At 63.9% G+C, this 26,808-nt stretch carries 31 protein-coding genes; 15 read left to right on the forward strand and 16 right to left on the reverse strand.

The genetic code is table 11. The features are described from left to right. Both AWB82_RS33130 and AWB82_RS38910 read right to left on the reverse strand, forming a co-directional pair. The coding region (locus AWB82_RS33130; RefSeq protein ID WP_200818250.1) for a PAS domain-containing protein at positions 1-528 on the reverse strand (528 nt) is incomplete at its 3' end. Between the two features lie 280 nt (positions 529-808). Continuing rightward, positions 809-940 carry a hypothetical protein gene (locus AWB82_RS38910; protein WP_268811049.1) on the reverse strand — a complete coding sequence of 44 codons (132 nt, stop codon included), beginning with the start codon at positions 938-940 and terminating at the stop codon, positions 809-811. A gap of 45 nt (positions 941-985) precedes the next feature. On the opposite strand from AWB82_RS38910, the gene AWB82_RS33135 reads away from it, so the two are divergent. From AWB82_RS33135 to AWB82_RS33145, 3 genes are read left to right on the forward strand one after another with little or no spacing between them, the layout of a single operon-like run. Then, the gene (locus tag AWB82_RS33135; RefSeq protein ID WP_086973547.1) at positions 986-2,284 is read left to right on the forward strand and encodes an EAL and HDOD domain-containing protein; all 1,299 of its coding nucleotides are present in this window, start codon (positions 986-988) and stop codon (positions 2,282-2,284) included. A gap of 42 nt (positions 2,285-2,326) precedes the next feature. Then, on the forward strand, positions 2,327-2,908 hold the full coding sequence (locus AWB82_RS33140; protein WP_086973521.1) for a peroxiredoxin: 582 nt from the start codon (positions 2,327-2,329) through the stop codon (positions 2,906-2,908). A 39-nt stretch (positions 2,909-2,947) separates the two neighbouring features. Next, positions 2,948-3,430 (forward strand): hypothetical protein, encoded by a 483-nt coding sequence (locus tag AWB82_RS33145; protein ID WP_086973522.1) that lies wholly within the window; start codon positions 2,948-2,950, stop codon positions 3,428-3,430. Here AWB82_RS33145 and cydB read toward each other — a convergent pair whose 3' ends face one another. Together cydB and AWB82_RS33155 are read right to left on the reverse strand one after the other, a co-directional pair. Beyond that, on the reverse strand, positions 3,431-4,438 hold the full coding sequence (cydB, locus tag AWB82_RS33150; protein WP_086973523.1) for a cytochrome d ubiquinol oxidase subunit II: 1,008 nt from the start codon (positions 4,436-4,438) through the stop codon (positions 3,431-3,433). Positions 4,439-4,470: 32 nt separating this feature from the next. Continuing rightward, a complete protein-coding gene (locus tag AWB82_RS33155) occupies positions 4,471-5,928 on the reverse strand; it encodes a cytochrome ubiquinol oxidase subunit I (protein WP_086973524.1) in 1,458 nt (485 codons plus the stop codon). Positions 5,929-6,171: 243 nt separating this feature from the next. On the opposite strand from AWB82_RS33155, the gene sugE reads away from it, so the two are divergent. The 7 genes from sugE (at position 6,172) to AWB82_RS33190 (ending at position 12,842) form a co-directional block, all read left to right on the forward strand. Beyond that, complete coding sequence (gene sugE / locus AWB82_RS33160; RefSeq protein WP_086973525.1) at positions 6,172-6,492, forward strand: quaternary ammonium compound efflux SMR transporter SugE; 321 nt, start codon at positions 6,172-6,174, stop codon at positions 6,490-6,492. 273 nt (positions 6,493-6,765) lie between these two features. After that, positions 6,766-7,395, forward strand: coding sequence for a DUF4126 domain-containing protein (locus AWB82_RS33165; protein WP_086973526.1), 630 nt, complete (start codon positions 6,766-6,768; stop codon positions 7,393-7,395). Between the two features lie 98 nt (positions 7,396-7,493). After that, positions 7,494-9,983, forward strand: a complete 2,490-nt coding sequence (locus AWB82_RS33170) for an ABC transporter permease (RefSeq protein WP_407643070.1) — start codon at positions 7,494-7,496, stop codon at positions 9,981-9,983. Positions 9,984-10,000: 17 nt separating this feature from the next. Further along, positions 10,001-10,414: a group II truncated hemoglobin gene (locus AWB82_RS33175; protein WP_086973528.1), complete on the forward strand. Its 414-nt coding sequence runs from the start codon at positions 10,001-10,003 to the stop codon at positions 10,412-10,414. Positions 10,415-10,520: 106 nt separating this feature from the next. Beyond that, on the forward strand, positions 10,521-11,252 hold the full coding sequence (locus AWB82_RS33180) for an alanyl-tRNA editing protein (protein ID WP_086973529.1): 732 nt from the start codon (positions 10,521-10,523) through the stop codon (positions 11,250-11,252). A gap of 2 nt (positions 11,253-11,254) precedes the next feature. Continuing rightward, the gene (locus AWB82_RS33185; RefSeq protein ID WP_086973530.1) at positions 11,255-11,833 is read left to right on the forward strand and encodes a DUF924 family protein; all 579 of its coding nucleotides are present in this window, start codon (positions 11,255-11,257) and stop codon (positions 11,831-11,833) included. A 118-nt stretch (positions 11,834-11,951) separates the two neighbouring features. Then, positions 11,952-12,842 carry a DUF5672 family protein gene (locus tag AWB82_RS33190; protein WP_086973531.1) on the forward strand — a complete coding sequence of 297 codons (891 nt, stop codon included), beginning with the start codon at positions 11,952-11,954 and terminating at the stop codon, positions 12,840-12,842. A 38-nt stretch (positions 12,843-12,880) separates the two neighbouring features. On the opposite strand, the gene AWB82_RS33195 is transcribed toward AWB82_RS33190, so the two are convergent. The 10 genes from AWB82_RS33195 to AWB82_RS33240 form a co-directional block, all read right to left on the reverse strand. After that, on the reverse strand, positions 12,881-13,627 hold the full coding sequence (locus tag AWB82_RS33195; RefSeq protein ID WP_086973532.1) for an SDR family oxidoreductase: 747 nt from the start codon (positions 13,625-13,627) through the stop codon (positions 12,881-12,883). Positions 13,628-13,639: 12 nt separating this feature from the next. Then, positions 13,640-14,224 (reverse strand): LOG family protein, encoded by a 585-nt coding sequence (locus tag AWB82_RS33200; RefSeq protein WP_086973533.1) that lies wholly within the window; start codon positions 14,222-14,224, stop codon positions 13,640-13,642. Then, positions 14,225-14,953, reverse strand: a complete 729-nt coding sequence (locus tag AWB82_RS33205) for a TetR/AcrR family transcriptional regulator (RefSeq protein ID WP_086973534.1) — start codon at positions 14,951-14,953, stop codon at positions 14,225-14,227. A gap of 144 nt (positions 14,954-15,097) precedes the next feature. Beyond that, a complete protein-coding gene (locus AWB82_RS33210; RefSeq protein ID WP_086973535.1) occupies positions 15,098-15,664 on the reverse strand; it encodes a diacylglycerol kinase in 567 nt (188 codons plus the stop codon). Then, a complete protein-coding gene (locus AWB82_RS33215; RefSeq protein WP_086973536.1) occupies positions 15,661-16,692 on the reverse strand; it encodes a glycosyltransferase family 4 protein in 1,032 nt (343 codons plus the stop codon). Before AWB82_RS33215 ends, AWB82_RS33210 begins: the two co-directional genes overlap by 4 nt. Positions 16,693-16,720: 28 nt before the next feature. Beyond that, a complete protein-coding gene (locus AWB82_RS33220) occupies positions 16,721-17,689 on the reverse strand; it encodes a UDP-2,3-diacylglucosamine diphosphatase (protein WP_086973537.1) in 969 nt (322 codons plus the stop codon). Between the two features lie 79 nt (positions 17,690-17,768). Further along, positions 17,769-18,290 (reverse strand): RDD family protein, encoded by a 522-nt coding sequence (locus AWB82_RS33225; RefSeq protein WP_086973538.1) that lies wholly within the window; start codon positions 18,288-18,290, stop codon positions 17,769-17,771. After that, a complete protein-coding gene (locus AWB82_RS33230) occupies positions 18,287-19,054 on the reverse strand; it encodes a DUF3106 domain-containing protein (RefSeq protein ID WP_086973539.1) in 768 nt (255 codons plus the stop codon). Before AWB82_RS33230 ends, AWB82_RS33225 begins: the two co-directional genes overlap by 4 nt. Before the next feature lie 28 nt (positions 19,055-19,082). Then, positions 19,083-19,535: a DUF3619 family protein gene (locus tag AWB82_RS33235; RefSeq protein ID WP_086973540.1), complete on the reverse strand. Its 453-nt coding sequence runs from the start codon at positions 19,533-19,535 to the stop codon at positions 19,083-19,085. Then, positions 19,532-20,095: an RNA polymerase sigma factor gene (locus AWB82_RS33240; protein WP_086973541.1), complete on the reverse strand. Its 564-nt coding sequence runs from the start codon at positions 20,093-20,095 to the stop codon at positions 19,532-19,534. The genes AWB82_RS33235 and AWB82_RS33240 overlap by 4 nt, the downstream gene beginning before the upstream one ends. A 410-nt stretch (positions 20,096-20,505) precedes the next feature. On the opposite strand from AWB82_RS33240, the gene AWB82_RS33245 reads away from it, so the two are divergent. The 5 genes from AWB82_RS33245 to pssA all read left to right on the forward strand — a co-directional run bounded on the left by AWB82_RS33245 (position 20,506) and on the right by pssA (position 25,580). Next, entirely contained in the window at positions 20,506-22,269 is a 1,764-nt protein-coding gene (locus tag AWB82_RS33245; RefSeq protein WP_086973542.1) for an acetolactate synthase 3 catalytic subunit, read from the forward strand. Positions 22,270-22,376: 107 nt separating this feature from the next. Next, positions 22,377-22,868, forward strand: a complete 492-nt coding sequence (ilvN, locus tag AWB82_RS33250; protein WP_008341906.1) for an acetolactate synthase small subunit — start codon at positions 22,377-22,379, stop codon at positions 22,866-22,868. 64 nt (positions 22,869-22,932) lie between these two features. Then, positions 22,933-23,949, forward strand: coding sequence for a ketol-acid reductoisomerase (ilvC, locus tag AWB82_RS33255; RefSeq protein ID WP_086973543.1), 1,017 nt, complete (start codon positions 22,933-22,935; stop codon positions 23,947-23,949). 106 nt (positions 23,950-24,055) lie between these two features. Continuing rightward, positions 24,056-24,700, forward strand: a complete 645-nt coding sequence (locus tag AWB82_RS33260) for a phosphatidylserine decarboxylase (RefSeq protein ID WP_086973544.1) — start codon at positions 24,056-24,058, stop codon at positions 24,698-24,700. 13 nt (positions 24,701-24,713) lie between these two features. Continuing rightward, a complete protein-coding gene (pssA, locus tag AWB82_RS33265; RefSeq protein WP_086973545.1) occupies positions 24,714-25,580 on the forward strand; it encodes a CDP-diacylglycerol--serine O-phosphatidyltransferase in 867 nt (288 codons plus the stop codon). Positions 25,581-25,659: 79 nt separating this feature from the next. Here pssA and AWB82_RS33270 read toward each other — a convergent pair whose 3' ends face one another. Both AWB82_RS33270 and AWB82_RS38915 read right to left on the reverse strand, forming a co-directional pair. Next, the gene (locus AWB82_RS33270) at positions 25,660-26,397 is read right to left on the reverse strand and encodes a glycine zipper 2TM domain-containing protein (protein ID WP_086973546.1); all 738 of its coding nucleotides are present in this window, start codon (positions 26,395-26,397) and stop codon (positions 25,660-25,662) included. Positions 26,398-26,682: 285 nt separating this feature from the next. Next, a partial coding sequence (locus tag AWB82_RS38915; protein ID WP_143756956.1) for an amino acid--tRNA ligase-related protein occupies positions 26,683-26,808 on the reverse strand: 126 nt, incomplete at its 5' end.

Raw genomic sequence — 26,808 nt, forward strand, 5'->3', positions numbered from 1 at the left:
GTGCATCACGTCGAAGGCGGCGGGCGCGAAGCCGGGCATGCCGCGCGCGGCCGTCGACAGGAGCCGCAGCTCGACGCAGATCGGATAGGTGAGCGACTTCACGACCGTCAGCGTCGCCGATTCGAGCTTGCCGCTCGCGCGCGCCCGGGCGACGAGCGCATGCAGCTCGTCGGCTTCTTCGGAAGCGACGAGATCGTGCAGCGTCAGCATGCTCAGATAATCGCGGTGATAGCCGATGAACTCGATGCTCGCGTCCGATACATATTGGAAGCGCAGCGCGTCGTCGAGTTGGGCGAGGAAGTCGACCGCGCCGAACGTGGCTTCGGACGCGCCAGCCAAAGCCGACGCGACGGCGGCAGCCGCTTCGGACGACGCCGCGAGCGCGGACGGAGCTTCGGCTTCTTTGGGATGCGAGTCGGGCGGGGTGTCCTGCCGTTCGCGCGCGGTGCTTCCCCATACGCGGGAGAGCGCGTCGAGCGCGATGCGCCACGGTGCGCGGCGGGAGACGTTGATCCGATTCGCTTGCATGGTCTCGTAGGTTTCTGGCGGCAGCGCTCGCCTTCGTCGGCGAGCGGCGGCGCTTGGAACACGCGCCTCGCGGGTTCCGGCCGGGACGTGCCGCAACGGACGCGGCACGCTCTATCAGGCGAGTTATCGGCGCAATCGGGGATTTCTTTAACCGGCCGCGCGGGTGCGGCGAGCGCACGTCGGTATCAAGGTTGTCGAGGAAATGTCGATATGACTTTTCATATTATCTCGTCAGGCGAATTCGGTTACAGTGGCGCGTTCGCAGGCGGGAGCGGTCCCGTCAGTGCCGCTGCACGCAGGCTTTCGCCGTGCTGTTGACCATTAGAAATCCGTTCGACTCGTTCGCCCCCATGATCGAATCCACCAAGCGGCCGGCCTGCGCCATAGCCAGGGCCATCGTGCCGGCCTTCACGCAATGCTCAATGGCGCCGCCGCGCGCATCCGACCGGTCCGCGTCATGCCCGATTCGTCTCTGAAGCGCGCGGCGCTGGCAAGGCGCGGGCATAGCGTGTACGTCGGGCGTCAACCGATCCTCGATGGCGACGGCGCGCTCGTCGCCTACGAACTGCTCTTTCGCGATAGCCCCGACAATCGCGCGCGCATTCACGACGACGTGCAGGCGACCGCGCACGTGGTCGCGCGCACGATCGGGGAGATTGGCGTGCCGGCGGTGCTCGGGCCGCATCCGGGCTACGTGAACATGAGCCGCGAGCTGCTGTTCGACGACATCGTCCACATCATGCATCCCGAGCGCTTCGTGCTTGAGCTGCTGGAGAACATCACGTTCGACGAGTCGCTCTTCAAGCGCTGCGGGCAACTGCGCAACGCGGGTTTTCGCTTCGCGCTCGACGACGTCGTGAGGCTCGACGATGCGCTGCACGCCGCGCTGCCGACCGTCGATATCGTCAAGGTCGACTTCCTCGCGGCGGATCATCGCCATCTGCCGGAGCTCGCGGCGGCTGTGAAGCGGCGCGGCAAGCTGCTCGTCGCGGAGAAGATCGAAACGCTCGACGATCTGATGCGGGCGAAAAGGCTCGGCTTCGACTTCTTTCAGGGCTATTTCTTCGCGCGGCCGCAGGTGCTTTCGGCACGGCGCGAGAGTCCCGCGCGCGGCTCGCTCTTGCGCCTCATGGCCGTGCTCGCAGGCGAGCCTGGCATGCGCGAGCTTGAGGCCGAACTGAAGCGCAATCCGGATATCGTCGTGCAGTTGATGCGCCTCGCGAATTCGAGCGCGCAGACGCGCGGGCGGCGTGTATCTTCGCTGCGCGAGGCGATCGCCGCGACCGGCACGCGTCAGTTGATGCGTTGGGCGCAACTGCTGCTCTATGCGGACGGCAGCGGTCTGCCGTGGCGCTCGGACCCGCTCCTGCAACTCGTCGGCACGCGCGCGCGCTTCCTGGAACTCGCGGCCGAAACGCTGCGTCCCGCCGACGAAGCCTTCTCCGACGCCGCGTTCATGACCGGCATCTTCTCGCTCGTGCATGTCGTGCTGAACATGCAGCCCGCCGAAATTCTCGATAAGCTGCATCTGACGGCGGAAATCCGCACGGCCATTCTCGCGGGCAAGGGATCGCTCGGCGCGCTGCTCGGCATCGCGCGGGCGGCGGAGCGCGGCGACGCGCCCGCCATCGACGCGAGCCGGCGCGCGCAGCCATCGCTTCACGCGCTCACGCCCGCAGTGCTCGCGAAATTGCAGTTCGAAGCGGCGGCGTGGTTCGCGGAACATCGCATGGATCAGGGCGCGGACGACGCGTAAAACGGCGTCTTCGCATGAACGAGGTCATCGAAAGGAGCGCGCATGAAGAGGAAATTTTTCGGCTTTGCGGCGGGTGGCGTGCTGGCGCTGTCGGCGGCGATCGGTTGTGCCGTGGCGGTCTTTCCGCTCACGGCGGGCGCGACGCTCAAGCCCGGCGATGCCGCGCCCGACTTCACCGCGCAGGCGTCGCTCGGCGGCAACGAGTACGACTATTCGCTCGCCGACGCGCTCAAGAAAGGCCCGGTCGTCCTGTACTTCTATCCGGCTGCGTTCACGAAGGGCTGCACGATCGAGGCGCATGAATTCGCGGAAGCGGTCGATCAGTACAAGGCCGAGGGCGCGACGGTCATCGGCGTGTCGCACGACAACATCGATACGTTGAAGAAGTTCTCGGTGAGCGAATGCCGCAGCAAGTTTCCGGTCGCGGCCGATGCGGACTCGAAGATCATCCGTTCCTACGACGCCTCCATGCCGATGAAAAGCACGATGGCCAATCGCGTGTCCTACGTGATCGCGCCCGACGGCCGCGTGATCTACGAATACACGAGCCTGTCGCCGGACCAGCACGTCGCGAACACGCTGCAGGCGCTGCGCGACTGGAACGCGAAGCACAAGCCGCAGTGATGTGCTGCGGTCTCTTTTTTTCAGCGTGCGGGAGGCGCAATGCCCATTGTTGTCGGACTGATTATTTTAGGATTGCTGATTTACGGCGCGGTATGGTCGTTCGACGCGATCCACGCGCACTTCGGTTTGGGCGTGGCGGTGGCTGCGGCGGTCGTCGTGCTGGCGATCATCGCGGCGGGCGTGATGCGCTGGCTCGCGAGCCGACGTGAAATCGCACCGAATCTGCGCCGTGGCGAGAACGGCGACTGGACCCACGAGCTCAAGACGGAATGGGGCGGCGTGCGGGTCGCGGCGGGCAAGCGGCTGTGCGATGTGCGCATCGGCGAGGAGCGCGGCAGCTACATCTTCGCAGATCTGCGCGGCGCGCGCATGCAGGAGCCGGGCGGCGCGAACGGTGCGTGGCAGGTCGTGCTCGACGTGCAGGACGCGAAGCACGGCGCATGGAATCTGCCGATGCGCGATCGCCGCGAGGCGCACAAATGGGCGCGCATCCTGTCGCTCGCCACGCAGCAGAAGCTCTGACTATTCCGCGTGATAGCCCATGTCGCCGCGCACCTTGCCGCGAAAAACCCAGTACGACCAGATCACGTAGATCATCAGCACGGGCAAGAGGAACATCGTCCCGATCAGCAGAAACTGATGCGATAGCGGCGCGGCGGACGCATCCCAGAGTGTGACGGAAGGCGGCGCGATGAACGGCCACAGGCTGATCACGAGCCCCGTGAACGCCAGAAAGAAGAGCCCAATGGAGCACAGGAACGGCAGCACTTCGCGGCCTTTCGCGAGGCTCGACCAGAGCGTCCACGCGAGCAGCACGGTCAGCACGGGCACCGGCGCGAACGCGAAGCTTTCGGGGAAGCCGAACCAGCGCGCGGCAATGCGTGCATCCTTGAGCGGCGTCCACAGGCTGATGAGCAGAATGAACGCAATCACGCCGATGAGCGCGTAACGCGCCATCTTGCGGCTCCATTCCTGCAGATCGCCTTCGGTCTTGAGCACGAGCCACGTGGTGCCTTGCAGCGCATAGCCGAAGATCAGCCCCACGCCGACGAGCAGCGGAAACGGCGCGACCCAGTTCCAGCTCGTGCCCGCGTAGACGCGGCCTTCGATCGGAAAGCCCTGAATGAACATGCCGAGCACGATGCCCTGCGAGAACGTCGCGACGAGCGAGCCGCAGCCGAACGCGCCGTCCCACAGCCATTTGCGCGCGCCGATCACTTCGCGGAACTCGAACGCGACGCCGCGAAAAATCAGCCCGAGCAGCATGAAGAGAATCGGGAAATAAACCGCCGGCACGATGATCGCGAACGCGAGCGGAAACACCGCGAACAGTCCGCCGCCGCCGAGGATGAGCCAGGTCTCGTTGAAGTCCCAGACGGGCGCGACGGAGTTGATCATCAGATTGCGCGATTCGGCGTCGCGACGCAGCAGGAACACCATGCCGACGCCGAGATCGAAGCCGTCGAGCAGCACATACATGAACACCGCCAGTGCGAGAATGGCAGCCCACAGCGGCACGAGATCGAGCATCGCGTTCTCCGGTTGCGTACTTACTTGCGTTCTTACTTGCGCCCGCGCCCGGGCGGCACGATGCCGTCTTCGCCCACGGGTCGCGCCGTCCCGCTTCCGCCCGCCGATACCGCCGAGAGCGGACGCGCCGCGCGCGTCTTCGTGTCCAGTTCATCCTTTTCGTGCGCATGGCCGACTTCGGCCGGACCGACGCGCACCAGCCGCCGCAGCAGAATGAATCCCGCGCCGAAGATCACCAGATAGGCCAGCACGTAGAGCAGCCACGAGAGACCGACATCGGTGGCGGTGAGCGAGGGCGTCACCGAATCTTTCGTGCGCAGGATGCCGTAGACGGTCCACGGCTGACGGCCGGCCTCGGTCGTCGTCCAGCCGGCGATCACGGCGATGAAGCCGAGCGGCATCGCCCAACTGGCGGCGCGCAGCCAGCGCGTGCTCGTCTCGATCCGCCCGCGCGCGAACTGCACGATGCCCCACAGCACGAGCGCGAACATCAGAAGCGCCACGCCGACCATGATGTGAAACGCGAAGAACACGACGGCCACGGGCGGCCGGTCCTCGGGCGGGAAGTCCTTCAGGCCGCGCACGTAGCCGTTCGGATCGTGCGTCAGATAGAGGCTGCCGAGCACCGGAATGGAGATCTCGAAGTGATTGCGTTCCGCTTCTTGATCGGGGATCGAGAAGAGGTTGGCCGGAACGCGCGTGCCGGATTCCCAGAGCGCTTCCATGGCCGCGAGCTTGGCCGGTTGATGCTTGAGCGTGTTGAGGCCGTGCGCGTCGCCGATCACCATCTGCACCGGCACCATGATGATCAGGAAGATCAGCGACATCTTCACCATTACGCGGCTTTCTTCGAGCGCGCGCCGCTGGCGCAGATACATCGCGCCGACGCCGAGAATCACGAAGCCGGCGGTTACTAGAAACGCGCTCACCGTATGCCCGAGCCGGTACGGAAACGACGGCGTGAAGATCACGTCGAAGAAGCTCACCACTTCGAAGCGGCCGTCGGGCAGCATGCGATGGCCTTGCGGCGTCTGCATCCAGCTATTGACCGCGAGAATCCAGAACGACGAGATCACGGTGCCCGCCGCGACGAAGATCGCCGACATTACATGCGCCCATTGCGGCACGAGCTTGCGCCCGAAGAGCAGCACGCCGAGAAACGCCGATTCCAGGAAGAACGCGGTCAGCACTTCGTAGCCCATCAGCGGGCCGACGACGTTGGCGGTCGCATCCGAAAAGCGGCTCCAGTTGGTGCCGAACTGAAACGGCATGACGATGCCCGACACCACGCCCATGCCGAACGACACAGCGAATATCTTCAGCCAGAACGCCGAGAGACGCCGGAAAACGTCGCGTTTGGTGATCCACCAGTTGAATTCGAGCGTCGCGATAAAGCACGACAGGCCGACCGTAAACGCCGGCAGCAGGATGTGAAAGGCGACGACCCACGCGAACTGGAAGCGGGAGAGCAGGACCGAATCGACATCCATGAACGCTCCTTTGTTCAGGCTTTTTGCAGCGGATGTGTCGAGGACACGCCTCGCGCGGGCGCTTTGCTCATTAATACACGGTTTTGATTAACGCGGCCACGCGTCGCGCGGCAACGCGCCGCGCGTAACGAGCCGAGAATGCACCAATTTGGTACAATCTGCGCCTTCGCTTCAAAGCCATGCGGACGGCCGCATGCGCATCGTTTCGTCGGGGACGGCCCCATTTTTTAATGGAGTCACTCGATGTCCTGGATTCTTCTTTTCATCGCCGGATTGCTCGAAGTCGCCTGGGCCGCCGGTCTCAAATCGTCCGAAGGCTTCACGCGGCTCGGACCGTCCGTGTTCACGATCATCACCGCGCTCGGCAGCTTCGTGCTGCTCGCGATGGCCATGAAGCAACTGCCGCTCGGCACGGCTTACGCGGTGTGGACGGGAATCGGCGCGATCGGCGCGTTCATCTTCGGTATCGTGTTCCTGGGCGAGGCTCTGACCGCGGCGCGCATCCTGAGCGCCGTGCTGATCGTCGCCGGGTTGATCGGGCTCAAGCTCTCGTCGGGTCACTGAAAGCGCATTCGTTGCGCCCGCGCCACCGGGCCGTGCGCGGGCGCACCAGGAACGGCAATCGCGTGAACCCTTGCTGCACCGCGCTTATTTGCGTGGATATAATGGTCCGAGGTCATCCGCTTCGGTCTGCGCGCAAGGTTTCGCGCTTTTTCGCTGTATCGTCGCGGATGTAGGCGGCTGCTTTCGTTATCTACTGGAAAGACCGCTCTTTTCAGCCGGCGAATCGTCCTGCAGCGGCGAACGCCGGCGGCTGGCGCAATAAGGGAGACGGCAATGCTTGAGTCACTTTCGCTCGCAGCGGGTCTGTCATGGGCGAGCGGGCTGCGCCTGTATCTCACCGTTTTCATCGCCGGCATGTTCCAGCGCATGGGAATCGTTCATCTGCCGGATACGCTCGCGGTGCTCGGCTCGCCGTGGGTGATCGGCGTCGCGGGCGCGCTCGCGGTCGTTGAATTTCTCGCCGATAAAATCCCCGCGTTCGATTCCCTGTGGGACGCGGTGCACACGTTCATCCGCATTCCGGCGGGCGCCGTGCTCGCCGCCGGTTCGCTCGGTCACGCCGATCCCGCCATGCTGACCATTGCCGCGCTCGCGGGCGGCACGCTCGCCGGCGCATCGCATTTCGCGAAGGCGGGCACGCGCGCACTCATCAATCTGTCGCCCGAGCCGGTGTCGAACTGGGCGGCGTCGACGACCGAGGATGTCGGCACGCTCGCCGGCATCACGCTCGCGCTCTTCGTGCCACTGCTGTTTCTCGTGCTGCTGCTTGCGTTTCTCGTGCTCGCCGGCTGGGCGCTGCCGCGGCTCGCGCGCGGCGTGCACGGCGGCGTGTCGCGCATGGCCAAGCATATGTTGCCGGGCTCGGATCATCGGTTGAACCGGTTGCGGAGCAAGCACGATTGAGCACCGCATTCAGGAACGATCAGGCCGCGCGCAAGGCAGGACATTCGCATACGGACATCAAGCTCGGTTTCGTGCAGACGGTGCGCCAGGCGTGGCGCATGACCGGCCGCGACTGGCGCGCGGGCGAGCTCACGATGCTGCTGCTCGCGCTGGTGCTGGCGGTGGCGGCGCTGTCGAGCGTCGGCTTTCTCGCGGACCGCATGCGCCAGGGACTCGCGCGCGACGGCCGTCAGATGATCGCCGCCGATTTCGTTGTGCGCGCCGATCATCCCGTCGATCCGATGTTCGCGACCGAAGCGAAATCGCTCGGGCTCGAAACGGCGGGCACGACCATATTCCCGAGCATGATCAGTTCGACGTCGGCCGAGCCGCTCGCAAGGCTCGCGGCGATCAAGGGCGTGACGCAGGGTTATCCGTTGCGCGGCGCGCTGCGCATCGCGCCCGCCACCAACGCTGCCGATGCCCCCGCGCACGGCATTCCCGCGCCCGGCACTGTCTGGGTCGATTCGGCCTTGCTCGATGCGCTCAAGACGAAGGTCGGCGGCACGCTGAAGGTCGGCACGCGCACGTTCACGGTCGCGGGCGTCATCACGCGCGAGCTGGATCGCGGCTTCTCGTTCGTGAACTTCTCGCCGCGCCTGATGATGCGCGCCGACGAGATCGCGGGCACGGGGCTCATCGGGTATGGCAGCCGGGTGACGTATCGCCTGCTTGTCGCCGGGTCCGATAGTCAGGTCGAGCAGTTCGCCAAGTTCGCGCGCGAGAACGTCGATGGCGGCAAGCTGCGCGGCGTCGCGCTGGAGTCGCTTTCCGACGGCCAGCCGCAAGTGCGACAGACGATCGATCGCGCGAGCCATTTCCTCACGCTCGTGTCGCTGCTGACGGCGCTGCTCGCGGCGGTCGCGATTGCGATGGCGGCGCATCGTTTCGCGCGGCGTCATCTCGACGGCTGCGCCGCAATGCGCTGTCTCGGCGTCAGCCAGCGCACGCTGCGCGCGCTCTTTCTGAACGAATTTCTCGCCATCGGTCTGGTTGGCAGTACGGTGGGCGTCGTGCTCGGCTTCGGCGGGCATCTCGTGCTGCTGAACTGGCTCGGCTCGCTCGTCGATGTCGAATTGCCGAAGCCGAGCGCCTGGCCCGCGTTGCAAGGCGTTGCGATGGGCCTCGTGTTGCTGCTCGGCTTCGCGCTTCCACCGCTTCTGCCGATCACGCGCGTGCCGCCGCTGCATGTGATCCGGCGCGAACTCGGCGACGCCCAACGCGTCGCGCATGCCGCCTATGGCGTCGGCGTGCTGCTATTCGCGGCGCTTCTGATCGTCGCGGCGGGCGAATTGAAGCTCGGCGGCATCGTCGCGGGCGGTTTCGCGGCGGGACTGCTCGTGTTCGGCGCGATTGCGCGCGCGGCGCTCTGGGCGGCGGCGCGCCTCGTGCGGCGCGAGCGCAGCCGCGCGGGCGTCGGCTGGCGCTATGCGCTCGCGTCGCTGGAGCGACGCAGCGGGTCGAGCGCGCTGCAGATCACCGCGCTCGGCATCGGGCTGATGTGTCTGCTGCTGATCGGCATGACGCGCAACGATCTCATCAAGGGCTGGCGCGATGCGACGCCGCCCGACGCGCCGAACCAGTTTCTCATCGATATCCAGCCGGACCAGCGCCCGGGCGTGCTCGACTATCTGCACACGCACGGCCAGCCCGACGCCGCGCTTTCGCCGATGGTGCGCGCGCGTCTGGTCGCCATCAACGGCAAGCCGGTGAATCCGGACAACTACGACAAGGCCGACGCGAAGCGCCTCGTCGATCGCGAATTCAATCTGTCGTACACGACCGAGTTGCCGGGCGACAACCGCTTGACGCAAGGCGCGTGGTTCGGCAAGGACGGCAAGCCGCAGGTGTCGATCGAAGAGGGCATCGCGAAGACGATTCACGTGAAGATGGGCGACGTGCTGCATTTCGATGTCGCCGGCCTGCCGGTCGAAGCGCCGGTGACGAGCGTGCGCAAGGTCGACTGGAATTCGTTCAAGGTCAACTTCTTCGTGCTGATGCCGCCCGGCGCGCTCGCCGATCTTCCCGCGACCTTCATCACGAGCTTTCATTTGCCCGCGGACGAAGCGCGCGTGATCGACGGACTCGTCGCGCGATATCCGAGCGTGACGGCCATCGATATCGCGCCGATTCTCGGGCAGATTCATCGCACGCTCGCGCAGGTGATCGGCGCGGTGCAGTTCCTGTTCCTCTTCACGCTCGCGGCGGGCGTGCTCGTGCTCTACGCGGCGCTCGCCGGCACGCGCGACGAACGCGTGCGCGAATCGGCGCTGTTGCGCGCGCTCGGCGCGTCGCACAGGCAGGTTCGCTCGGTGCAGGTCGCAGAGTTCGTCGCCGTGGGCGCGCTTTCCGGGCTGATGGCGGCGATTGGCGCGCAAGTCATCGGCTATGTGCTCGCGGCGCGCGTGTTCGAGTTTCACATCGATTTCAATCCGTGGCTCGTGCCGACGGGCATCGTCGCGGGCGTCGCGTGCGCGGGCATCGGCGGCTGGCTGAGCCTGCGGCGCGTGCTGTCGCGTCCCGCGCTGCAATCTCTGCGCGACGCGTAGTTTTCCCAATCAACGCAATGACCGACGTCAATCCCGAAGACGAAGTGCAAAAGCCGACCGCTTTCGAGCTGGTCGGCGGCGAAGAGCGCGTGCGCGCGCTCGTCGACCGTTTCTACGACCTGATGGACCTCGAACCGGAGTTCGCGGGCATCCGCGCGCTGCATCCGCCGACGCTCGACAATTCGCGCGACAAGACCTTCTGGTTTCTGTGCGGCTGGATGGGCGGGCCGGATCATTACATCGGCCGCTTCGGGCATCCGCGTTTGCGGGCGCGGCATCTGCCGTTCGCGATTGCATCGGGCGAGCGCGATCAATGGCTGCGCTGCATGGCTTGGGCGATGGAAGACATCGGCATCGACGAATCCTTGCGCGAGCGCCTTCTGACATCCTTTTTCGACACCGCGGACTGGATGCGCAACCGGCCCGGTTGATTCCCTGCATTTTGTATCGGTTCGACGAGGCCGTGTGTGCTGCATCATGTCCGGTCGGACGCGTTCCGAAAACGCCCGATCCCCGAATACAGCAAGGAAGCACGACATGAGCACACACGCACTCTTTCGCGAGGACGCCTATCTAACGCGCTGCGACGCGACGGTCACGGTCATCGACGAGCAGGGCATTCACCTCGATCAGACCGTGTTCTATCCGCTCGGCGGCGGTCAGGCGGGCGATGCCGGCACGTTGACGCTGGCGGACGGCACGGTCATCGCGATTGTCGGGACGCGCAAGGCCAAGTTCGAAGGCGCGACGCCCGACGACGCCGTTCACGTGCCCGCGCCGGGTCAGGAAGACGCGCTGGCCAAGCTGAAAGCCGGCGACACGGTGAGCGCGGAGATCGACTGGGCGCAACGCTACCGGCGGATGCGGCTGCATACGGCGAGCCACCTGATCTGCGCGGTGCTGCCGTATCCCGTCGATGGTTGCAGCATCACGACGGACTACGCGCGGCTCGATCTCGCGACGGTCGAGCCGATCGAGCGCGAGGCTGTCGAGGCGAAGCTCAACGCGTTGATCGGCGGCGCGCACGGCGTGCATACCGAATGGATCACCGACGATGAAATGGCCGCGCGTCCCGAACTTGTGCGCACGATGAGCGTGAAGCCGCCGATGGGCCTCGGCCGCGTGCGCCTGTTGCGCATCGAGAACGTGGACCTGCAGCCGTGCGGCGGCACGCATGTGCGCAATACCGGCGAGATCGGCGCGCTGCGCATCGCGAAGCTGGAGAAGAAGAGCGCGCGCACGCGGCGCCTGGTGCTGGAACTGGTTTGAGCATGGATCCTCGCGCGCAAGGCGTGCTCGACCTCTGGTTCGGCGAGCCCGCTTCACCGGAATTCGGTCAGGATCGCAAACTGTGGTGGAGAAAGAAGCGCGCCTTCGATTCGATGCTCGCGGCGCGTTTCGGCGCGCTGCTCGAAGAGGCGCACGCGGGCGATCTGCGCGATTGGGAAGACACGCCGCTCGGCACGCTCGCGCTGATCGTATTGCTCGATCAACTGTCGCGAAATTGCTATCGGAATACGCCGCGCGCGTTCGCGGGCGATGCGCGCGCGCTCGCTCTGGCGAAAGCGCTGGTCGAGCGCGGCGACGATCTGCGCTTGCCGAGCGCGTATCACCGCGCGTTCGCGTACATGCCGTTCGAGCATGACGAAACGCCCGATAGCCAGCGTGAGGCGCTGCATCTTTTCGGAAAACTAAAAGAAGAAACGGGCGTGTCGAGCTTCTACGAATCGGCGCTGGAACATGCGCAAGTGATCGAACGCTTCGGGCGCTTTCCGCATCGCAACCGGATTCTCGGACGCGAGATGCGGGCCGAAGAAGATGCGTGGCTGGCGAAGCATGGCGGGTTTTGATCCAGATGCACCGACTTTCGCGGCGAAAAATAGGAGTAACTGCATGGACAGCAGAAGCGGGGATTTGATTTAATTATCCCTTTCTTTTGCGTGGGCGAAGAATCCCCTAAACAGGAACATGGCCGCTTCGAAGTTCCACCGGATAACGCTCGTCTCGGTAACTGGTTTGCCGGACGCTCAGGGCGCAGCTTATGCGCTTGAAATCAGCTTGAAAAACATGCCTGGCGCGCATGCCGTACTATGTAGTCCGAATATTCCGGCGCATTTGCATCCGGGAATTCACCACCGCCGCATCGCTCCGATGAACTACAACGAATACAGCTGGTTCGTCATGTTTGTTCTGTGGCGCTATATCGAGACCGATTTTGCGCTTCTGGTTCAGGACGATGGCTGGGTACTGGACGGGGGCAACTGGCGAGACGAGTACTTCGACTACGACTACGTTGGGGCCGTGTCAGGTTTTGCGCGTGTGGATACCTCTGAAGACGTCAAGTGGATGCAGTTCTTCGAATGGCACGAGTACCTGAACCGCCCGGATTGCATCGTCCGGCCTTTGCTAAATGGCGGATTCAGCTTGCGCAGCCAGCGAATGTTGCGCGCGTTTGTCGATCATCCCGACATCAGGGTAGTGATTCCGCCGCCCGACGTTTTCGAGGGCGAGTCGCCCAGGATGCTTTGGTATTCCGGTGCGGCGGACGAAGATTCGCAACTGACCTTGGTTTTGCGGCCACAGTTCGAGGCCCTGGGCATCAGATATGCGCCGGTCGAAGTGTGCCGGCAGTTTTCGATGGAAGACCCCAGGCCGATGTATCGGGAGATCGACTACATGAACTTATTCGGTTTCCACAATCAGTTCCGCCGCCTCGTCGGCGTCGATCCTCCGACAGTCCGCTATCGCGTTTCTCAAAGCGACATCGACGAAGTTGCGCGAGAACGGGAGATGGTGGACATGTTGCATCGGCGCGGCTATCGCGTTCTATGCAACGCGCCCGCGAACGAGGGGACATAGCGAGCCCGGTCCGATAGCCGTCGGCGCCGACGTGTCCCTCAACGCCCGCCCGTCACATCCAGAATTGCCCCGGTCACGTATGACGACGCATCCGACAGCAGCCACACGATCGACTCGCCGACTTCATCGGCGGTGCCGGCACGTCCTATCGGCGTTTGCACGCCGAGCACGTGCGCGCGATCCGGCTTGCCGCCGCTCGCGTGGATGTCGGTATCGATGAGTCCCGGGCGAATCGCGTTCACGCGCACACCTTCGCGGCCGAGTTCCTTCGACAGCCCGATGGTTAGCGTATCGATCGCACCTTTGGACCCGGCGTAATCGACGTACTCGCCCGGCCCGCCGAGCCGCGCCGCCGCCGACGAGACGTTCACGAGCGATCCGCCCTTGCCGCCGCGCGAAGTCGACATGCGCCGCGCCGCCTCGCGCGCACACAGATACGCGCCGAGCACGTTGATGTCGAAGATGCGCTTCATGCGCGCGATGTCCATGTCCGCGAGCGCCGAGCCGGGCGCGACGACGCCCGCGTTGTTCACGACGCCGTCGATCTTGCCGAAGGCCTTTTCGGTTGCGTCGAACATCGCGACGATCGCGGCTTCGTCGCTCACGTCGCCAGCAATCGCAATCGCCTTGCCGCCCGCCGCAACAACGGCCGCGACGGTTTCATCGGCGGCCGCGGCGTTCGACGCATAGTTCACGCCGACCGACCAGCCGCGCGCGCCCGCAAGCACCGCAGCCGAGCGGCCGATGCCGCGGCTTCCACCGGTAATCAGGATGACTTTGGACATCGTTCCCGCTCCTCAGACGGCGTTACGGTTTTCCGTCCACTTGTCGTGAGCGGGCGGGATGTACGTCTTAAGCTTTGCGATCATTTCGCCAGGTTCGGCCGCGACCTGGATGAAATCCAGATACGCCTCGCGCATGAAGCCTTCCTCGACCGTATGGCGCAGCATCGCCATGAGCGGATCGTAGTAGCCGTTCACGTCGAGCAAACCGACCGGCTTCTGGTGATAGCCGAGCTGCGCCCACGTGTAGACCTCGAAGAACTCCTCGAACGTGCCGACGCCGCCGGGCATCGCGACGAACGCGTCCGACAGATCGGCCATCTTCTTCTTGCGCTCGTGCATGTCGGGCACGACGTGCAATTCGGTGAGATCGGTGTGGCCCACTTCCTTCGCGAGCAGCAACTCCGGGATCACGCCGACCGCGCGCCCGCCCGCGGCGAGCACTTCATCGGCGATGAGGCCCATCAGCCCGACGCGGCCGCCGCCATAGACGAGCGAGAGATCGTTTTCCACGAGCGCGCGGCCGAACGCCCTGGCCGCTTCGGCATAGATGGGACGGGCGCCGGTCGCGGAGCCGCAATAGACACAAACTGCCTTCATTTATCTGGAATCCTTCGGTGTATCGGTTTTCGGTGCATCGTCGCGCGGCGGCAGGAAATCTGCGTACTCGCGCTTGGGCAGCTTACCGGAAACGAGATCGTCGAATAGCTGACGCGAGCGTCCGCGCAGATACGGCGCCATGATCGAGATGATATGCAGGCTCGCCTGATGCAATTCCGCGCGGATCGCTTCCTGATCGTTGTACTTGCGCGGATTCATCACGTACTGGTACGAAAGCCAGTAGGTGGCGATCACGCCGATATTCGTCGCGATCACCTTGATTTCCTCGGGTGTCGCGACCATTTCCTGGTCGGCCACGAGCGCCTCGCACAACTGGCTCGCGAAGTGCACCTTGTGCGTGATGATCTGCTTGAAGTGCGTTTCGAGCGTGCGGTTGCGCGCGAGCAGGTCGTTCAGATCGCGATACAGGAAGCGGTAAGCCCAGAGGAAATCGGCCATGTATTGCAGATACGACCACATTTCGTCGATCGTCGGGCGATGATCGTCCGGAAAGCGCAGACGCTTCTGAATCTGCTGCTCGAACTGCGCGAAGATGCTGTTGATGATGTCGTCTTTGTTGCGGAAATGGTAGTACAGGTTGCCTGGACTGATTTCCATCTCTTCGGCGATCGTCGTCGTGGTGACGTTCGGCTCGCCGATATCGTTGAACAACTTCAGCGACAGCTCGAGTATCCGTTCGCGGGTGCGGCGGGGTGGTTTGGCTTCCATGTCGTCCGACCTTGGGATCGGGCCGCGAGGACTCGGGATGAGCGTTCGCGCGGCCGCTTCCGTTGCTATTTTTGAGAATGTCGGACGATTATAAACCGGTCGTTCGGCGGTACGGATGCGCGCGGTGCGAGCACGCATCCTCATTTACAAGATACGCGCGAGCCAGTCGGATGCAAGCGGGGATACAACCGGCCACAGAATCAGGCCCCATGTGATGACGCACACGCCGAGCGCGACCATCACCGCGGCGCTGCCGAAATCCTTCGCCCGCTTTGACAATTCGTGACGTTCGAGCGAAATGCGGTCGATCGCCGCCTCGACGCTCGAATTCAGCAACTCGACGATGAGAACCAGCAGCACGGACGCGATCAGCGCCGCGCGCTCGACGGGCGCGACCGGTGCGAAGAGACTGCACGGCAACAGAAGCGCGGCGAGCGTGAGTTCCTGGCGAAACGCGCTTTCCTCGCGGATCGCGACGCGAAAGCCGTAGAGCGAATTCTTCATCGCGTGCCAGGCGCGCGTGAAGCCGCGATTGCCCTTGTACGGATTGAAGGGCAGATCGTCGGGGCCGAGCGGTTCGGCCGCCTGCGCGGGCGTTTCGTCGATGTCTTCGAGGTCGTCGTCGAAGGGATCGCGCGCGCGGGCCGTCGCGGACGGTGCGGCGCGCGCGTTCGCTTCGGCCTGTTCCTGCGCCACGGCGCGTCCCGTCATGCCGCTGCCCGGCCGGGGCTTGCGGCGTGCGGCCCGAACTGGCGCAGATGCGATGCGAACTGCTCCGACGCCGCGCGCCACGAGAAGCGCTCGGCCCACGCGCGGGCGTCGGCGCGTTCGATCTTAAGCGCCTGCAGGCAGGCTTCGTGCAGGTCGTCGTCGAGCGCGCCCGGGCCGTTCTCGCCGAGCACGTCGATCGGACCCGTAACCGGATACGCCGCGACCGGCGTGCCGCAGGCCATTGCTTCGAGCAGCACGAGGCCGAAGGTGTCGGTCTTGCTCGGGAACACGAAGACATCCGCCGCCGCATAAACCTTCGCCAGCTCGGTCTGCGACAGCACGCCCAGATAGTTGACGTTCGTATAGCGCGACTTCAGTTCCGCGAGCGCCGGACCTTCGCCCGCGACCCACTTCGAGCCGGGCAGATCGAGCTTGAGAAACGCCTCGACGTTCTTCTCCACGGCCACGCGCCCAACGTACAGAAAGATCGGCCGCGCGGTGTTGAGCACCTTCGACTCCATCGGATGAAAGATGTCGAGATCGACGCCGCGCGTCCACAGCACGACATTCGTGAAGCCGTATTGTTCGAGATCGCTCTTGACGACGGGCGTCGGCGCCATCACCGCCTGCGAGCCTTTGTGAAACCAGTGCAGAAAGCGATACGTCATCGCGAGCGGAATGCCGAAACGCGCCTTCACGTACTCCGGAAAGCGCGTGTGATACGCGGTCGTGAACGGCAGCTTGTGACCGAGCGCATACGAGCGCGCGGCGAGCCCGAGCGGACCTTCTGTTGCGATGTGCAGCGCCTCCGGCTCGAACGCCTCGATGCGGCTCGCGACGCGCTGTCCCGGCAAGAGCGACAGGCGAATCTCCGGATAAGTCGGGCAGGGAATCGTTCTGAATTCGAGCGGCGTGAGCAATTCCACGCGATGTCCGAGCGCGGTGAGTTCCTTCGTCGTCTGCGTGAGCGTGCGCACGACGCCGTTGACCTGCGGCTCCCATGCGTCGGTAACGATCATGATTTTCATCGGCTTTGGCCCCGTGATTCGTTCGTGGTCAGACGGTCGCGCGTGCTTTCGTCGTGAGCGCTTCCGGCGAGCGCACGACCGTCCAGTAGACGACTTTCAGTTCGCCCTCGCAGGTTTCGACGAGCGCCGAGAGACTCTCGACCCAGTCGCCGTCGTTGCAATAGAGAATGCCGTCGATGTCGCGGATTTCGGCCTTGTGGATGTGCCCGCACACGACGCCGTCGCAGCCGCGGCGGCGCGCTTCATCGGTCATCACGCGCTCGAACTGGGAGATGAAGTTCACCGCGTTCTTGACCTGATGCTTCAGATATTGCGACAGCGACCAGTAGTTGAAGCCGAGCTTCGAGCGCACGCGATTGAACCAGCGGTTGAGCAGCAGGATCATCGTGTAGGCGGTGTCGCCGAGATAGGCGAGCCATTTGGCGTGCTGGATCACGCCGTCGAAGAGATCGCCGTGCACGATCCACAGGCGCTTGCCCGCGAGCGTGGTGTGGAACGCTTCGCCGCGCACGTGGATGTCGCCGAACGCCAGATCGCAGAACTGTCGCGCGGCTTCGTCGTGATTGCCGGGGATGTACACGACTTGCGTGCCCTTTCTCGCCTTGCGCAGGATCTTCTGCACGACGTCGTTGTGCGCCTGCGGCCAGAACCAGCCTTTGCGAAGCTGCCATCCGTCGATGATGTCGCCGACGAGATACAGATACTCCGACTCGTGGTGCCGCAGAAAATCGAGCAGATACTGCGCCTGGCAACCGCCCGAGCCGAGGTGGATATCGGACAGCCAGATCGTGCGATAGCGATGCGGCTGATCGCCCGGATCGGCGAGATCGTCGCGATGACCGTGGGCGTCGGACCAGCCCGGCGCGCCCGCCGATGCGGAATCGGACGCGGACTCGAACGATTCCGTGGACTCGGATCGCATTGCGAAAGGACCGGTGCGTAGCTCGGTGGGGCTAAGGCTGAACGGAGAGGGCGGGGCGGACGAGTTGAAGGCCATTGGCTCGCGCATCGGGTTTCGGTATGCGCATTACGCCGTGCGGCTGTGACCGAGCCGTGACAGTCACGAGAAGTTCTTATTACTCGACAACAGGTTGCGCGGAAACGATGCGCGTGCCGGCGAGCCGATCATGAAGAAATTGACGCGCCGGATCGAGCCACACGGCGGCGGCCCACAGCGCGACCCACGCGGCAAAGACGGCGAGCGTCTGCGGCACGGCGAGGGAGAAGAGCGGATGCAGCGCGAGCGGCGGCAAGAACCACAGCCACGCGAGCACGTAGCGCCCGAGCGCGCGCGCGGGCTTGATGGGTTGCCCGTGCGCATCGACGACCTTGAGACGCCAGGTTTTCATCGGCAGGGTCTGGCCGCCGTGCGTCCAGAAATACACGAAGTAGGCGGCGAGGACGATGCCGATCCACGACATCAGCCAGTTGTGATGCGTGAGGCCGTTGCGTTGCTGCGTGAGCGTGCTGAAGAGATAGCCGGCGACGAACACGACGCCGAAAAGGATCACGCCTTCGTAGAGCATCGTCGCGAGGCGGCGGCGCAGCGCGGGCGCGCGCATCGGATCGATGGTGGCCACCGCTGGCTGCGCGCTCACGAGCCGTTGTACATCGACGGCGCCTGCTGCGGCGAAACCGGAATCGGCGTGGCCGGCACAATGCTCGCGGCATTCGGGATGGCCGGTTGCGCCGGCACGCCGGAAACGGGCGCGGATGGCCCGGCCGCCGCGCCCGATCCGCCTTCCGCGTGGCCGGGAACGTGCCCTTGCTCGCGCGCGGTGACGAGACGGTTGATGTCCTTCACTTCCGTCTTGCCGGTCGGCGGCGCGGAAACGACTGTCGGACGACGCGTTTTCTCGCTCGCGGCCAGCTTCTTCTTCTGTTCTTCGGAGAGTTTCTGATAGGCGTCCCACGCCTTTTCGCGCTTATCGGGCGGCACCGATTTGGAAACCTGATAGTTCTCGCGCGCGACCTTGCGCTGGTCGGGCGTGAGCCGCACCCATTCTTCCATGCGCTGATGCAGATGCTTCTGCGCCTCGGGCGACATCCGATGGAACCGCGATGCGATCTTCAGCCACTTCTGCTTGCGCTCGTCGGAGAACGTGTCCCATTGCTTGGCAAAGGGCGCGAGCGCCAGGTGCTGCGCCTCGGTGAGATGGCTCCAGGAGAGCGGGCCTTCGGAGGAGAGCGCGGACAGCGGCGAGGCGCTCGAATCGGCGGGCGTGCCCGAACTGCCGCTCGGCGCCGCGGCCGATGAAGGCGTCACGGCGGTGGAATAGAAGCGCGGATAAGTCGCGGCGAACGCAACCAGACCCGCAATCGCGCAACTAAAGACAATCGCGAGACCGCGCTTGTAACTCACCCGGAAATTCCCCCGCTGTATTCAGTGCTTAATGATTGCGCGTCAGGTACGCGTTGAAACCGTGATCGAGATAGGCGTCGATCGGCAGGCTGTCGCTCATCATGGCTGCGTCGATGTCGGCCAGTTCCGCCTTGCGCTGCTGATCTTCCCAATACGCGATGCCCGCAATCCCGATGATGAGCGCCGCGAGCGGCCACGCAAGGCCCAGGCCGCCGAGCCGCGCGAGCAGCCCCTTTGGACTGTGGCGGTCATTCGCGCCGCCTGCGTCGAGCGTGCCGCCGGCGCCGGCGAGCGCCGGCGTGAAGGCGGGCGCGGTCATCGCGACCGCCACCTTCTCCGGTTTCTTGCGCGCGATCGCGGCGCGGCGCGCGTCGCGCAACCGGTCGACAGCAGCAGCCGGAATGTTCGACGTGCTTTCGTCCAGCGCGCGCACGACCTTTAGCGCGAACTCGTTTTCTTTCGTTTCAAGAGTGGAACTCATAGCGTGATCCCTTTGGCTTTCAGGGCTATCGCGAGAGTATGCGTGGCGCGTGAGCAATGCGTCTTCACGCTACCTTCGGAGCATCCCATCGCGGCGGCCGTCTCAGCGACATCCATGTCCTCCCAGTAACGCATGAGAAAAGCTTCTCGTTGACGTGCGGGCAGTTTCTGAATCTCGGCGTCGATCAGATTCAAGACCTGCTCGCGCTCCAGACGGTTCTCGCTGCTCTCGCTGCCGCCCGCGCCGTGCTCGGCTTCGAAGGTTTCGAGCGGGTCGAATTCGTCGTCGTCGGCGTTGCCGAAGGACGAGAACAGGCTGACCCAGGTGTTGCGCACCTTCTGCCGACGGAAATAGTCGTGCGTCGCGTTCTGAAGGATACGCTGGAATAGAAGAGGAAGTTCGGTTGCGGGCCGGTCGCCGTATTTTTCCGCCAGCTTGATCATCGCGTCCTGCACGATGTCGAGCGCCGCGTCGTCGTCGCGAACGGTGTACACGGTTTGCTTGAACGCGCGTCTTTCGACGCCCGCCAGAAAATCGGCGAGTTCCTTGTCTGATGCCATCCGTTGGGGACCCGGCGCAATGAACTTGCGTCGAAAGAGATCGTGGAGTTCTAGGAAAACCTGCGAATCCTAGCAAAGTTTCGCCTCATCTGGAGAAAATGAGCGGTTTTTGTTGCCCCAGCCGGCATGCGTTCGATTCGTCGGATGCAGTCGTGGCAGCCTTTTCCTGCAGCTTTCGCCCCCGACGCGGCCCCAAAAAGAAGCGCGCGCGTCGCGCTCGGTAACTTTTTGCTTGACCGGTCGCGCGCGCCGCTGTTACATTTTCTGACTCGCATCATCAGTGAAATGTCTGCTTTGAGGCGAGCCCAAGAAGTTCGCCTGTCAAACCTAGACGCGCCGCTTGAACCCGAGCCACAAGCCCGGCAGAGAGCACCCGATCAATTTTTTGCCGAAAATTCGAAAGGTGATGAATGAACATGCCTAGCGCGGAATTCTCCACGTCGGATACGTCTCCCCCTCACGAAGCTGACTCCATCGGCGGCACCGTGCTCATGCGCGCGCTCGCTGACGAGAACGTCGAGTTCATTTGGGGCTATCCCGGCGGCTCGGTACTCTACATCTACGACGAGCTGTACAAGCAGGACCAGATTCAGCACATTCTCGTGCGCCACGAGCAGGCCGCCGTGCATGCCGCCGACGCGTATTCGCGCTCGACCGGCAATGTGGGCGTGTGCCTCGTGACCTCGGGCCCGGGCGTCACCAATGCCGTCACCGGCATCGCCACGGCCTATATGGATTCGATTCCGCTCGTCGTCATCAGCGGCCAGGTGCCCACTGCGGCCATCGGCCTCGACGCGTTCCAGGAGTGCGACACCGTCGGCATCACGCGTCCGTGCGTGAAGCACAACTTCCTCGTGAAGGACGTGCGCGATCTCGCCGAGACCGTCAAGAAAGCGTTCTACATCGCGCGTACCGGCCGTCCCGGCCCTGTGCTGATCGACATTCCGAAAGACGTGTCGAAGGCGCCGTGCAAGTACGAGCCGGTCAAGAGCGTGTCGCTGCGTTCGTATAATCCCGTCACGAAGGGCCATTCGGGCCAGATCCGCAAGGCGGTGCAACTGCTGTTGTCGGCGAAGCGTCCGTACATTTACACCGGCGGCGGCATCATTCTGGCGGACGCATCGCGCGAGCTGAACCAGTTCGCCGATCTGCTCGGCTACCCCGTCACCAATACGCTCATGGGTCTCGGCGGCTATCGCGCGTCCGACAAGAAGTTCCTCGGCATGCTGGGCATGCACGGCACGTACGAAGCCAACATGGCGATGCAGAACTGCGACGTGCTGATCGCCATCGGCGCGCGTTTCGACGACCGCGTGATCGGCGATCCGAAGCACTTCGCGTCGTCGCCGCGCAAGATCATTCATATCGATGTCGATCCGTCGTCCATTTCCAAGCGCGTGAAGGTGGATATCCCCATCGTCGGCGACGTGAAGGAAGTGCTGAAGGAACTCATCGAGCAGCTTCAGCACGCGGAGCACGGTCCGGATACTCAGGCGCTCGCGAAATGGTGGGACGAGATCGAAGGCTGGCGCTCGAAGGATTGCCTGGCTTACGACCGCAAGAGCGAGATCATCAAGCCGCAGTACGTGGTCGAAAAGCTCTGGGAACTGACCGACGGCGACGCGTTCGTGTGTTCCGATGTCGGCCAGCACCAGATGTGGGCGGCGCAGTTCTATCCGTTCAACAAGCCGCGCCGCTGGATCAACTCGGGCGGTCTCGGCACGATGGGCTTCGGCTTGCCCGCCGCGATGGGCGTGAAGATGGCCTATCCCGACGAGGAAGTGGTCTGCATCACGGGCGAAGGCTCAATCCAGATGTGCATTCAGGAGCTCTCGACGTGCAAGCAGTACAACACGCCCGTCAAGATCATCTCGCTGAACAACCGCTATCTCGGCATGGTGCGCCAGTGGCAGCAGATCGAGTACAAGAAGCGCTACTCCAGTTCGTACATGGACGCGCTGCCCGACTTCGTGAAGCTCGCTGAAGCGTATGGCCACGTCGGCATTCGTGTCGAAAAGACCGCGGACGTCGAACCGGCGCTGAAGGAAGCGCTGCGTCTGAAAGACCGCACCGTATTTCTCGACTTCCAGACCGATCCCACCGAAAACGTATTCCCGATGGTGCAGGCAGGCAAAGGCATCACGGAAATGCTGCTCGGGTCTGAGGATCTATAACGCGGGTTTGTCTTGCGAGGCCCGTGCGCGCCTGTCTTCACAAAGGACATGCGTTGCGCGCGGGTCTTTCGGACGGGCTTCGACTGGATATACATCGGGAAAAGACAATGAAACACATCATCTCCGTTTTGCTGGAAAACGAACCGGGCGCGTTATCGCGCGTCGTCGGGCTCTTTTCGGCACGCGGCTATAACATCGAAACGCTGACGGTGGCGCCGACCGAAGACAGTTCGCTGTCGCGGCTGACCATTGTCTCGATTGGCTCGGACGACGTGATCGAACAGATCACGAAGCACCTGAACCGCCTGATCGAGGTGGTGAAAGTGGTCGACCTGACCGAGGGCGCCCACATCGAGCGCGAGCTGATGCTCATCAAGGTACGGGCGGTCGGCAAGGAACGCGAAGAGATGAAGCGCATGGCGGATATCTTCCGCGGCCGCATCATCGACGTGACCGAGAAGACCTACACGATGGAACTGACGGGCGCGAGCGACAAGCTCGACGCGTTCATTCAGGCGCTCGACGCCACGGCGATCCTCGAAACGGTTCGCACAGGCAGCTCCGGCATCGGCCGGGGCGAGCGGATTCTCAAGGTTTAACCAGCGCTTCTTTCCTCCGCAGTGCGGAGATAGCCCTCTTTATTTCAAGACTCAAGGAACCACCATGAAAGTTTTCTACGACAAGGACGCCGACCTCTCCCTCATCAAGGGCAAGCAAGTCACCATCATCGGTTATGGCTCGCAAGGCCATGCGCACGCGCTCAACCTGAAGGACAGCGGCGTGAACGTGACGGTCGGCCTGCGTCGAGGCGGCGCATCGTGGAGCAAGGCCGAGAACGCCGGCCTCAAGGTGAAGGAAGTGGCCGAAGCCGTGAAGGGCGCAGACGTGGTCATGATGCTGCTGCCTGACGAGCAGATCGCCGAAGTCTACAAGAACGAAGTGCACGACAACGCCAAGCAGGGCGCGGCGCTCGCGTTCGCGCACGGCTTCAACATCCATTACGGCCAGGTGATTCCGCGTGCGGATCTGGACGTCATCATGATCGCGCCGAAAGCGCCGGGCCACACTGTGCGCAACACGTACAGCCAGGGCGGCGGCGTGCCGCACCTGGTCGCCGTTGCACAAGACAAATCGGGTTCGGCACGCGATGTCGCGTTGTCGTACGCAGTGGCGAACGGCGGCGGCCGTGCCGGCATCATCGAAACGAACTTCCGCGAAGAAACCGAAACCGACCTGTTCGGCGAGCAAGCCGTTCTCTGCGGCGGCACGGTCGACCTGATCAAGGCCGGCTTCGAAACGCTGGTGGAAGCGGGCTACGCGCCGGAAATGGCGTACTTCGAGTGCCTGCACGAACTGAAGCTGATCGTCGACCTGATCTACGAAGGCGGCATCGCCAACATGAACTACTCGATCTCGAACAACGCCGAATATGGCGAGTACGTGACGGGTCCGCGCATCGTCACGGAAGAGACGAAGAAGGCGATGAAGGCCGTGCTGAAGGACATCCAGACGGGCGAATACGCGAAGAGCTTCATCATCGAGAACCGCGCCGGCGCGCCGACGCTGCAATCGCGCCGCCGTCTGACGTCGGAGCATCAGATCGAGCAAGTCGGCGAGAAGCTGCGCGCGATGATGCCGTGGATCGCGAAGAACAAGCTGGTCGACCAGTCGAAGAACTAAGGTCTTTCGCCTAGTCACGCTTTTTGCTGGATTAAAAGCCGCCCGGATGCCCTGTGCGCCGGGCGGCTTTTGCTATCCTACGGTTTTTAAAACACACAACTCGTTCATGAACTATCCTCATCCGATCATTGCCCGCGAAGGCTGGCCGTTCATCGCCATCGCGGCTGTCGTCGCCATCCTCGTGCAAGCGATGGGCGGCTTCGGCTTCGCCTGGATCTTCTGGCTGATCGCGATTTTCGTCGTCCAGTTCTTCCGCGATCCGGCCCGCCCGATTCCGACCCAGCCCAACGCAGTGCTGTGCCCGGCGGATGGCCGCATCGTCGCGGTCGAAACCGCGCACGATCCCTACGTGGGCCGCGAAGCGCTCAAGATCAGCGTGTTCATGAACGTGTTCAACGTGCACTCGCAGCGCTCGCCGGTGGACGGCGCGATCTCGAAGGTTCAGTACTTCCCGGGCGCGTATCTGAATGCGGCCGTCGATAAAGCGTCGACCGAGAACGAGCGCAATGCGGTCGTGCTGCAGACGGCGAGCGGGCATACCGTGACGTCGGTGCAGATCGCCGGCCTCATCGCGCGACGCATTCTGTGCTACGTGCACGTGGGCGAGCCGCTCACGCGCGGCCAGCGCTACGGCTTCATCCGCTTCGGCTCGCGCGTCGACGTGTATCTGCCGATGGGCAGCCGCCCGCGCGTGGCGATCGGCGAGAAAGTTTCGGCTTCGTCGACGATCCTCGCCGAATTCGCGGAATAACGCGGAGGATTCGATGGCGGCATTCAAACCGCGCCGTAACCGCGCGAACGCGACGACTCCGCGCGCGTTCCGCCGCAATAAGGCCGCGCAGGACGTCGGCGCCGTGGAGACGCGGCGTGCGAAGCGGCAGCAGTTCCTCAGAAAGCGCGGCATTTATCTGCTGCCCAACGCGTTCACCACGGCCGCGCTCTTTTGCGGCTTCTTCGCCGTCGTTCAGGCGATGAACGTGCGCTTCGAGATCGCGGCCATTGCGATTTTCGTCGCGATGGTGCTCGACGGCATGGACGGACGCGTCGCGCGCATGACGCACACGCAGAGCGCCTTCGGCGAGCAGTTCGACAGTCTTTCGGACATGGTGTCGTTCGGCGTCGCGCCCGCGCTCGTGATGTACGAATGGGTGCTGAAGGATCTCGGGCGCTGGGGCTGGCTCGCGGCGTTCGTGTATTGCTCGGGCGCGGCGCTGCGGCTCGCGCGCTTCAACACGAACGTCGGCGTAGTGGACAAGCGTTACTTCCAAGGCTTGCCTTCGCCGGCCGCCGCCGCGCTGATCGCCGGTTTCGTCTGGCTCGCGACCGATAACCGCGTGCCGCTCAAGCTCGTATGGCTGCCGTGGGTCGCGTTCGCGCTGACCATTTACGCCGGCGTGACGATGGTGTCGAACGCGCCGTTCTACAGCGGCAAGGCGCTCGACGTGCGCTATCGCGTGCCGTTCGCGGGCGTGTTGCTGATCGTGGTGGCGTTCGTGCTGGTGTCGTCGGACCCGCCGGTCATGCTGTTCTGCCTGTTCGTGCTGTACGGCTTTTCGGGCTATATCTGGTGGGGCTATCTCGCGCTACGCGGCCGGCCAAATCCGGCGCGCAGTTCGCAGCGGGAGCACTAACGCTCAGCGCGTTCAAACGAAAAAAGGCGGCAACCGAAGAGGGTGCCGCCTTTTGCCTTTCTGCGCGTGCGCGCGCCGATCAACCCGCGACCAGCGTGCCGTTCTGAATGTGGACGCGCTGTCCTTGCGCGAACGGCGGCGCGTTCTTGTACGTGAACGTGCGTGTCTTGCCGTTTTCCATCCGCACGTGCACGGAATAATCGGTCTCGCTGCGAATATGCTTTTCGACCGAATTGCCAGCCAGACCGCCGCCGAGCGCGCCGAGCAGCGTCATCGCGGTGCGTCCGCCGCCGCGACCGAACTGATTGCCGACGACACCGCCCGCAACCGCGCCACCGACCGCGCCGATGCCCGTTCCGTGGCCTTCATGCTTGACGGCCGAGATGGATTCGACGGTGCCGCATGTCGAACAATACGCGGGATGTTGCGGCGGTTGCTGCGCGTACGATGGTTGCGCGGGCTGCTGTGCCGGAGCTTGCTGAGCCTGTTGTCGCGCGGCCTGCTGTGCGGCCGCCTGTTGTGCGGCGGCTTGTTGCTGCGCTGCCTGCTGTTGCTGGGCGGCTTGCTGCTGCGCGGGGCTGGGCGCGGCGGAATCCACTACAGGCTGCTGCGCGACCGCCGCCGTCTGCGTTTGCGGATTCTGCGCGCCATTGCTCGACGCCTTCGGGAATAGTCCCGTCATCGCGGCGGTGGCGACGAGGCTCGCGACGATGACCGCGCCCGCCGCCGTGGCGACGAGCGGATGCAGACGCCGCTGCCGCGGCTGAGCGCCGCCGGACGAGGGCGACGTGCTGAGTTTGTTGGTTCCGTTATCCATTGTCGAACCTCCGTTTCGAGGCGAACTGCCGCTACCGATGTCGGCAATCACAGCCAATTTTGGGGGAAACCCGGGTTTTTAGCTTTTTCGGGTTGTAACAACTTCGCGGACATCGTGTGTACTGGTAAAAGCACGCGCGATGCCAGTCTCGATGGTCCGCAGCGCCGCGCCTCTGTATAGATTTCAGCGTGAAATTTTTACCAGCGGTTACAACAAATATCATGCGGACGAAAAAAATCGCGCCTTGGGGGGCGCGCTTTGTCCGGTCGAAGCCGAGCCGAAAGCTCAGTCCTCGCGACGCAGATGCGGGAACAGAATCACATCGCGGATGCTCGGGCTGTCGGTCAGCAACATCACCAGACGGTCGATGCCGATGCCGCAACCGCCCGTCGGCGGCATGCCGTGTTCGAG

It is taken from the genome of Caballeronia glebae, from assembly GCF_001545035.1.
In the GTDB taxonomy this organism is placed as follows: domain Bacteria; phylum Pseudomonadota; class Gammaproteobacteria; order Burkholderiales; family Burkholderiaceae; genus Caballeronia; species Caballeronia glebae.

Bases quoted from the DNA above. Each gene is read 5' to 3' on its own strand.
- AWB82_RS33135 (WP_086973547.1), top strand. From the start codon at position 986: ATGCCCGATTCGTCTCTGAAGCGCGCGGCGCTGGCAAGGCGCGGGCAT.
- AWB82_RS33140 (WP_086973521.1), top strand. From the start codon at position 2,327: ATGAAGAGGAAATTTTTCGGCTTTGCGGCGGGTGGCGTGCTGGCGCTG.
- AWB82_RS33145 (WP_086973522.1), top strand. From the start codon at position 2,948: ATGCCCATTGTTGTCGGACTGATTATTTTAGGATTGCTGATTTACGGC.
- cydB (WP_086973523.1), bottom strand. From the start codon at position 4,438: ATGCTCGATCTCGTGCCGCTGTGGGCTGCCATTCTCGCACTGGCGGTG.
- AWB82_RS33155 (WP_086973524.1), bottom strand. From the start codon at position 5,928: ATGGATGTCGATTCGGTCCTGCTCTCCCGCTTCCAGTTCGCGTGGGTC.
- sugE (WP_086973525.1), top strand. From the start codon at position 6,172: ATGTCCTGGATTCTTCTTTTCATCGCCGGATTGCTCGAAGTCGCCTGG.
- AWB82_RS33165 (WP_086973526.1), top strand. From the start codon at position 6,766: ATGCTTGAGTCACTTTCGCTCGCAGCGGGTCTGTCATGGGCGAGCGGG.
- AWB82_RS33170 (WP_407643070.1), top strand. From the start codon at position 7,494: ATGACCGGCCGCGACTGGCGCGCGGGCGAGCTCACGATGCTGCTGCTC.
- AWB82_RS33175 (WP_086973528.1), top strand. From the start codon at position 10,001: ATGACCGACGTCAATCCCGAAGACGAAGTGCAAAAGCCGACCGCTTTC.
- AWB82_RS33180 (WP_086973529.1), top strand. From the start codon at position 10,521: ATGAGCACACACGCACTCTTTCGCGAGGACGCCTATCTAACGCGCTGC.
- AWB82_RS33185 (WP_086973530.1), top strand. From the start codon at position 11,255: ATGGATCCTCGCGCGCAAGGCGTGCTCGACCTCTGGTTCGGCGAGCCC.
- AWB82_RS33190 (WP_086973531.1), top strand. From the start codon at position 11,952: ATGGCCGCTTCGAAGTTCCACCGGATAACGCTCGTCTCGGTAACTGGT.
- AWB82_RS33195 (WP_086973532.1), bottom strand. From the start codon at position 13,627: ATGTCCAAAGTCATCCTGATTACCGGTGGAAGCCGCGGCATCGGCCGC.
- AWB82_RS33200 (WP_086973533.1), bottom strand. From the start codon at position 14,224: ATGAAGGCAGTTTGTGTCTATTGCGGCTCCGCGACCGGCGCCCGTCCC.
- AWB82_RS33205 (WP_086973534.1), bottom strand. From the start codon at position 14,953: ATGGAAGCCAAACCACCCCGCCGCACCCGCGAACGGATACTCGAGCTG.
- AWB82_RS33210 (WP_086973535.1), bottom strand. From the start codon at position 15,664: ATGACGGGACGCGCCGTGGCGCAGGAACAGGCCGAAGCGAACGCGCGC.
- AWB82_RS33215 (WP_086973536.1), bottom strand. From the start codon at position 16,692: ATGAAAATCATGATCGTTACCGACGCATGGGAGCCGCAGGTCAACGGC.
- AWB82_RS33220 (WP_086973537.1), bottom strand. From the start codon at position 17,689: ATGGCCTTCAACTCGTCCGCCCCGCCCTCTCCGTTCAGCCTTAGCCCC.
- AWB82_RS33235 (WP_086973540.1), bottom strand. From the start codon at position 19,535: ATGAGTTCCACTCTTGAAACGAAAGAAAACGAGTTCGCGCTAAAGGTC.
- AWB82_RS33240 (WP_086973541.1), bottom strand. From the start codon at position 20,095: ATGGCATCAGACAAGGAACTCGCCGATTTTCTGGCGGGCGTCGAAAGA.
- AWB82_RS33245 (WP_086973542.1), top strand. From the start codon at position 20,506: ATGAACATGCCTAGCGCGGAATTCTCCACGTCGGATACGTCTCCCCCT.
- ilvN (WP_008341906.1), top strand. From the start codon at position 22,377: ATGAAACACATCATCTCCGTTTTGCTGGAAAACGAACCGGGCGCGTTA.
- ilvC (WP_086973543.1), top strand. From the start codon at position 22,933: ATGAAAGTTTTCTACGACAAGGACGCCGACCTCTCCCTCATCAAGGGC.
- AWB82_RS33260 (WP_086973544.1), top strand. From the start codon at position 24,056: ATGAACTATCCTCATCCGATCATTGCCCGCGAAGGCTGGCCGTTCATC.
- pssA (WP_086973545.1), top strand. From the start codon at position 24,714: ATGGCGGCATTCAAACCGCGCCGTAACCGCGCGAACGCGACGACTCCG.
- AWB82_RS33270 (WP_086973546.1), bottom strand. From the start codon at position 26,397: ATGGATAACGGAACCAACAAACTCAGCACGTCGCCCTCGTCCGGCGGC.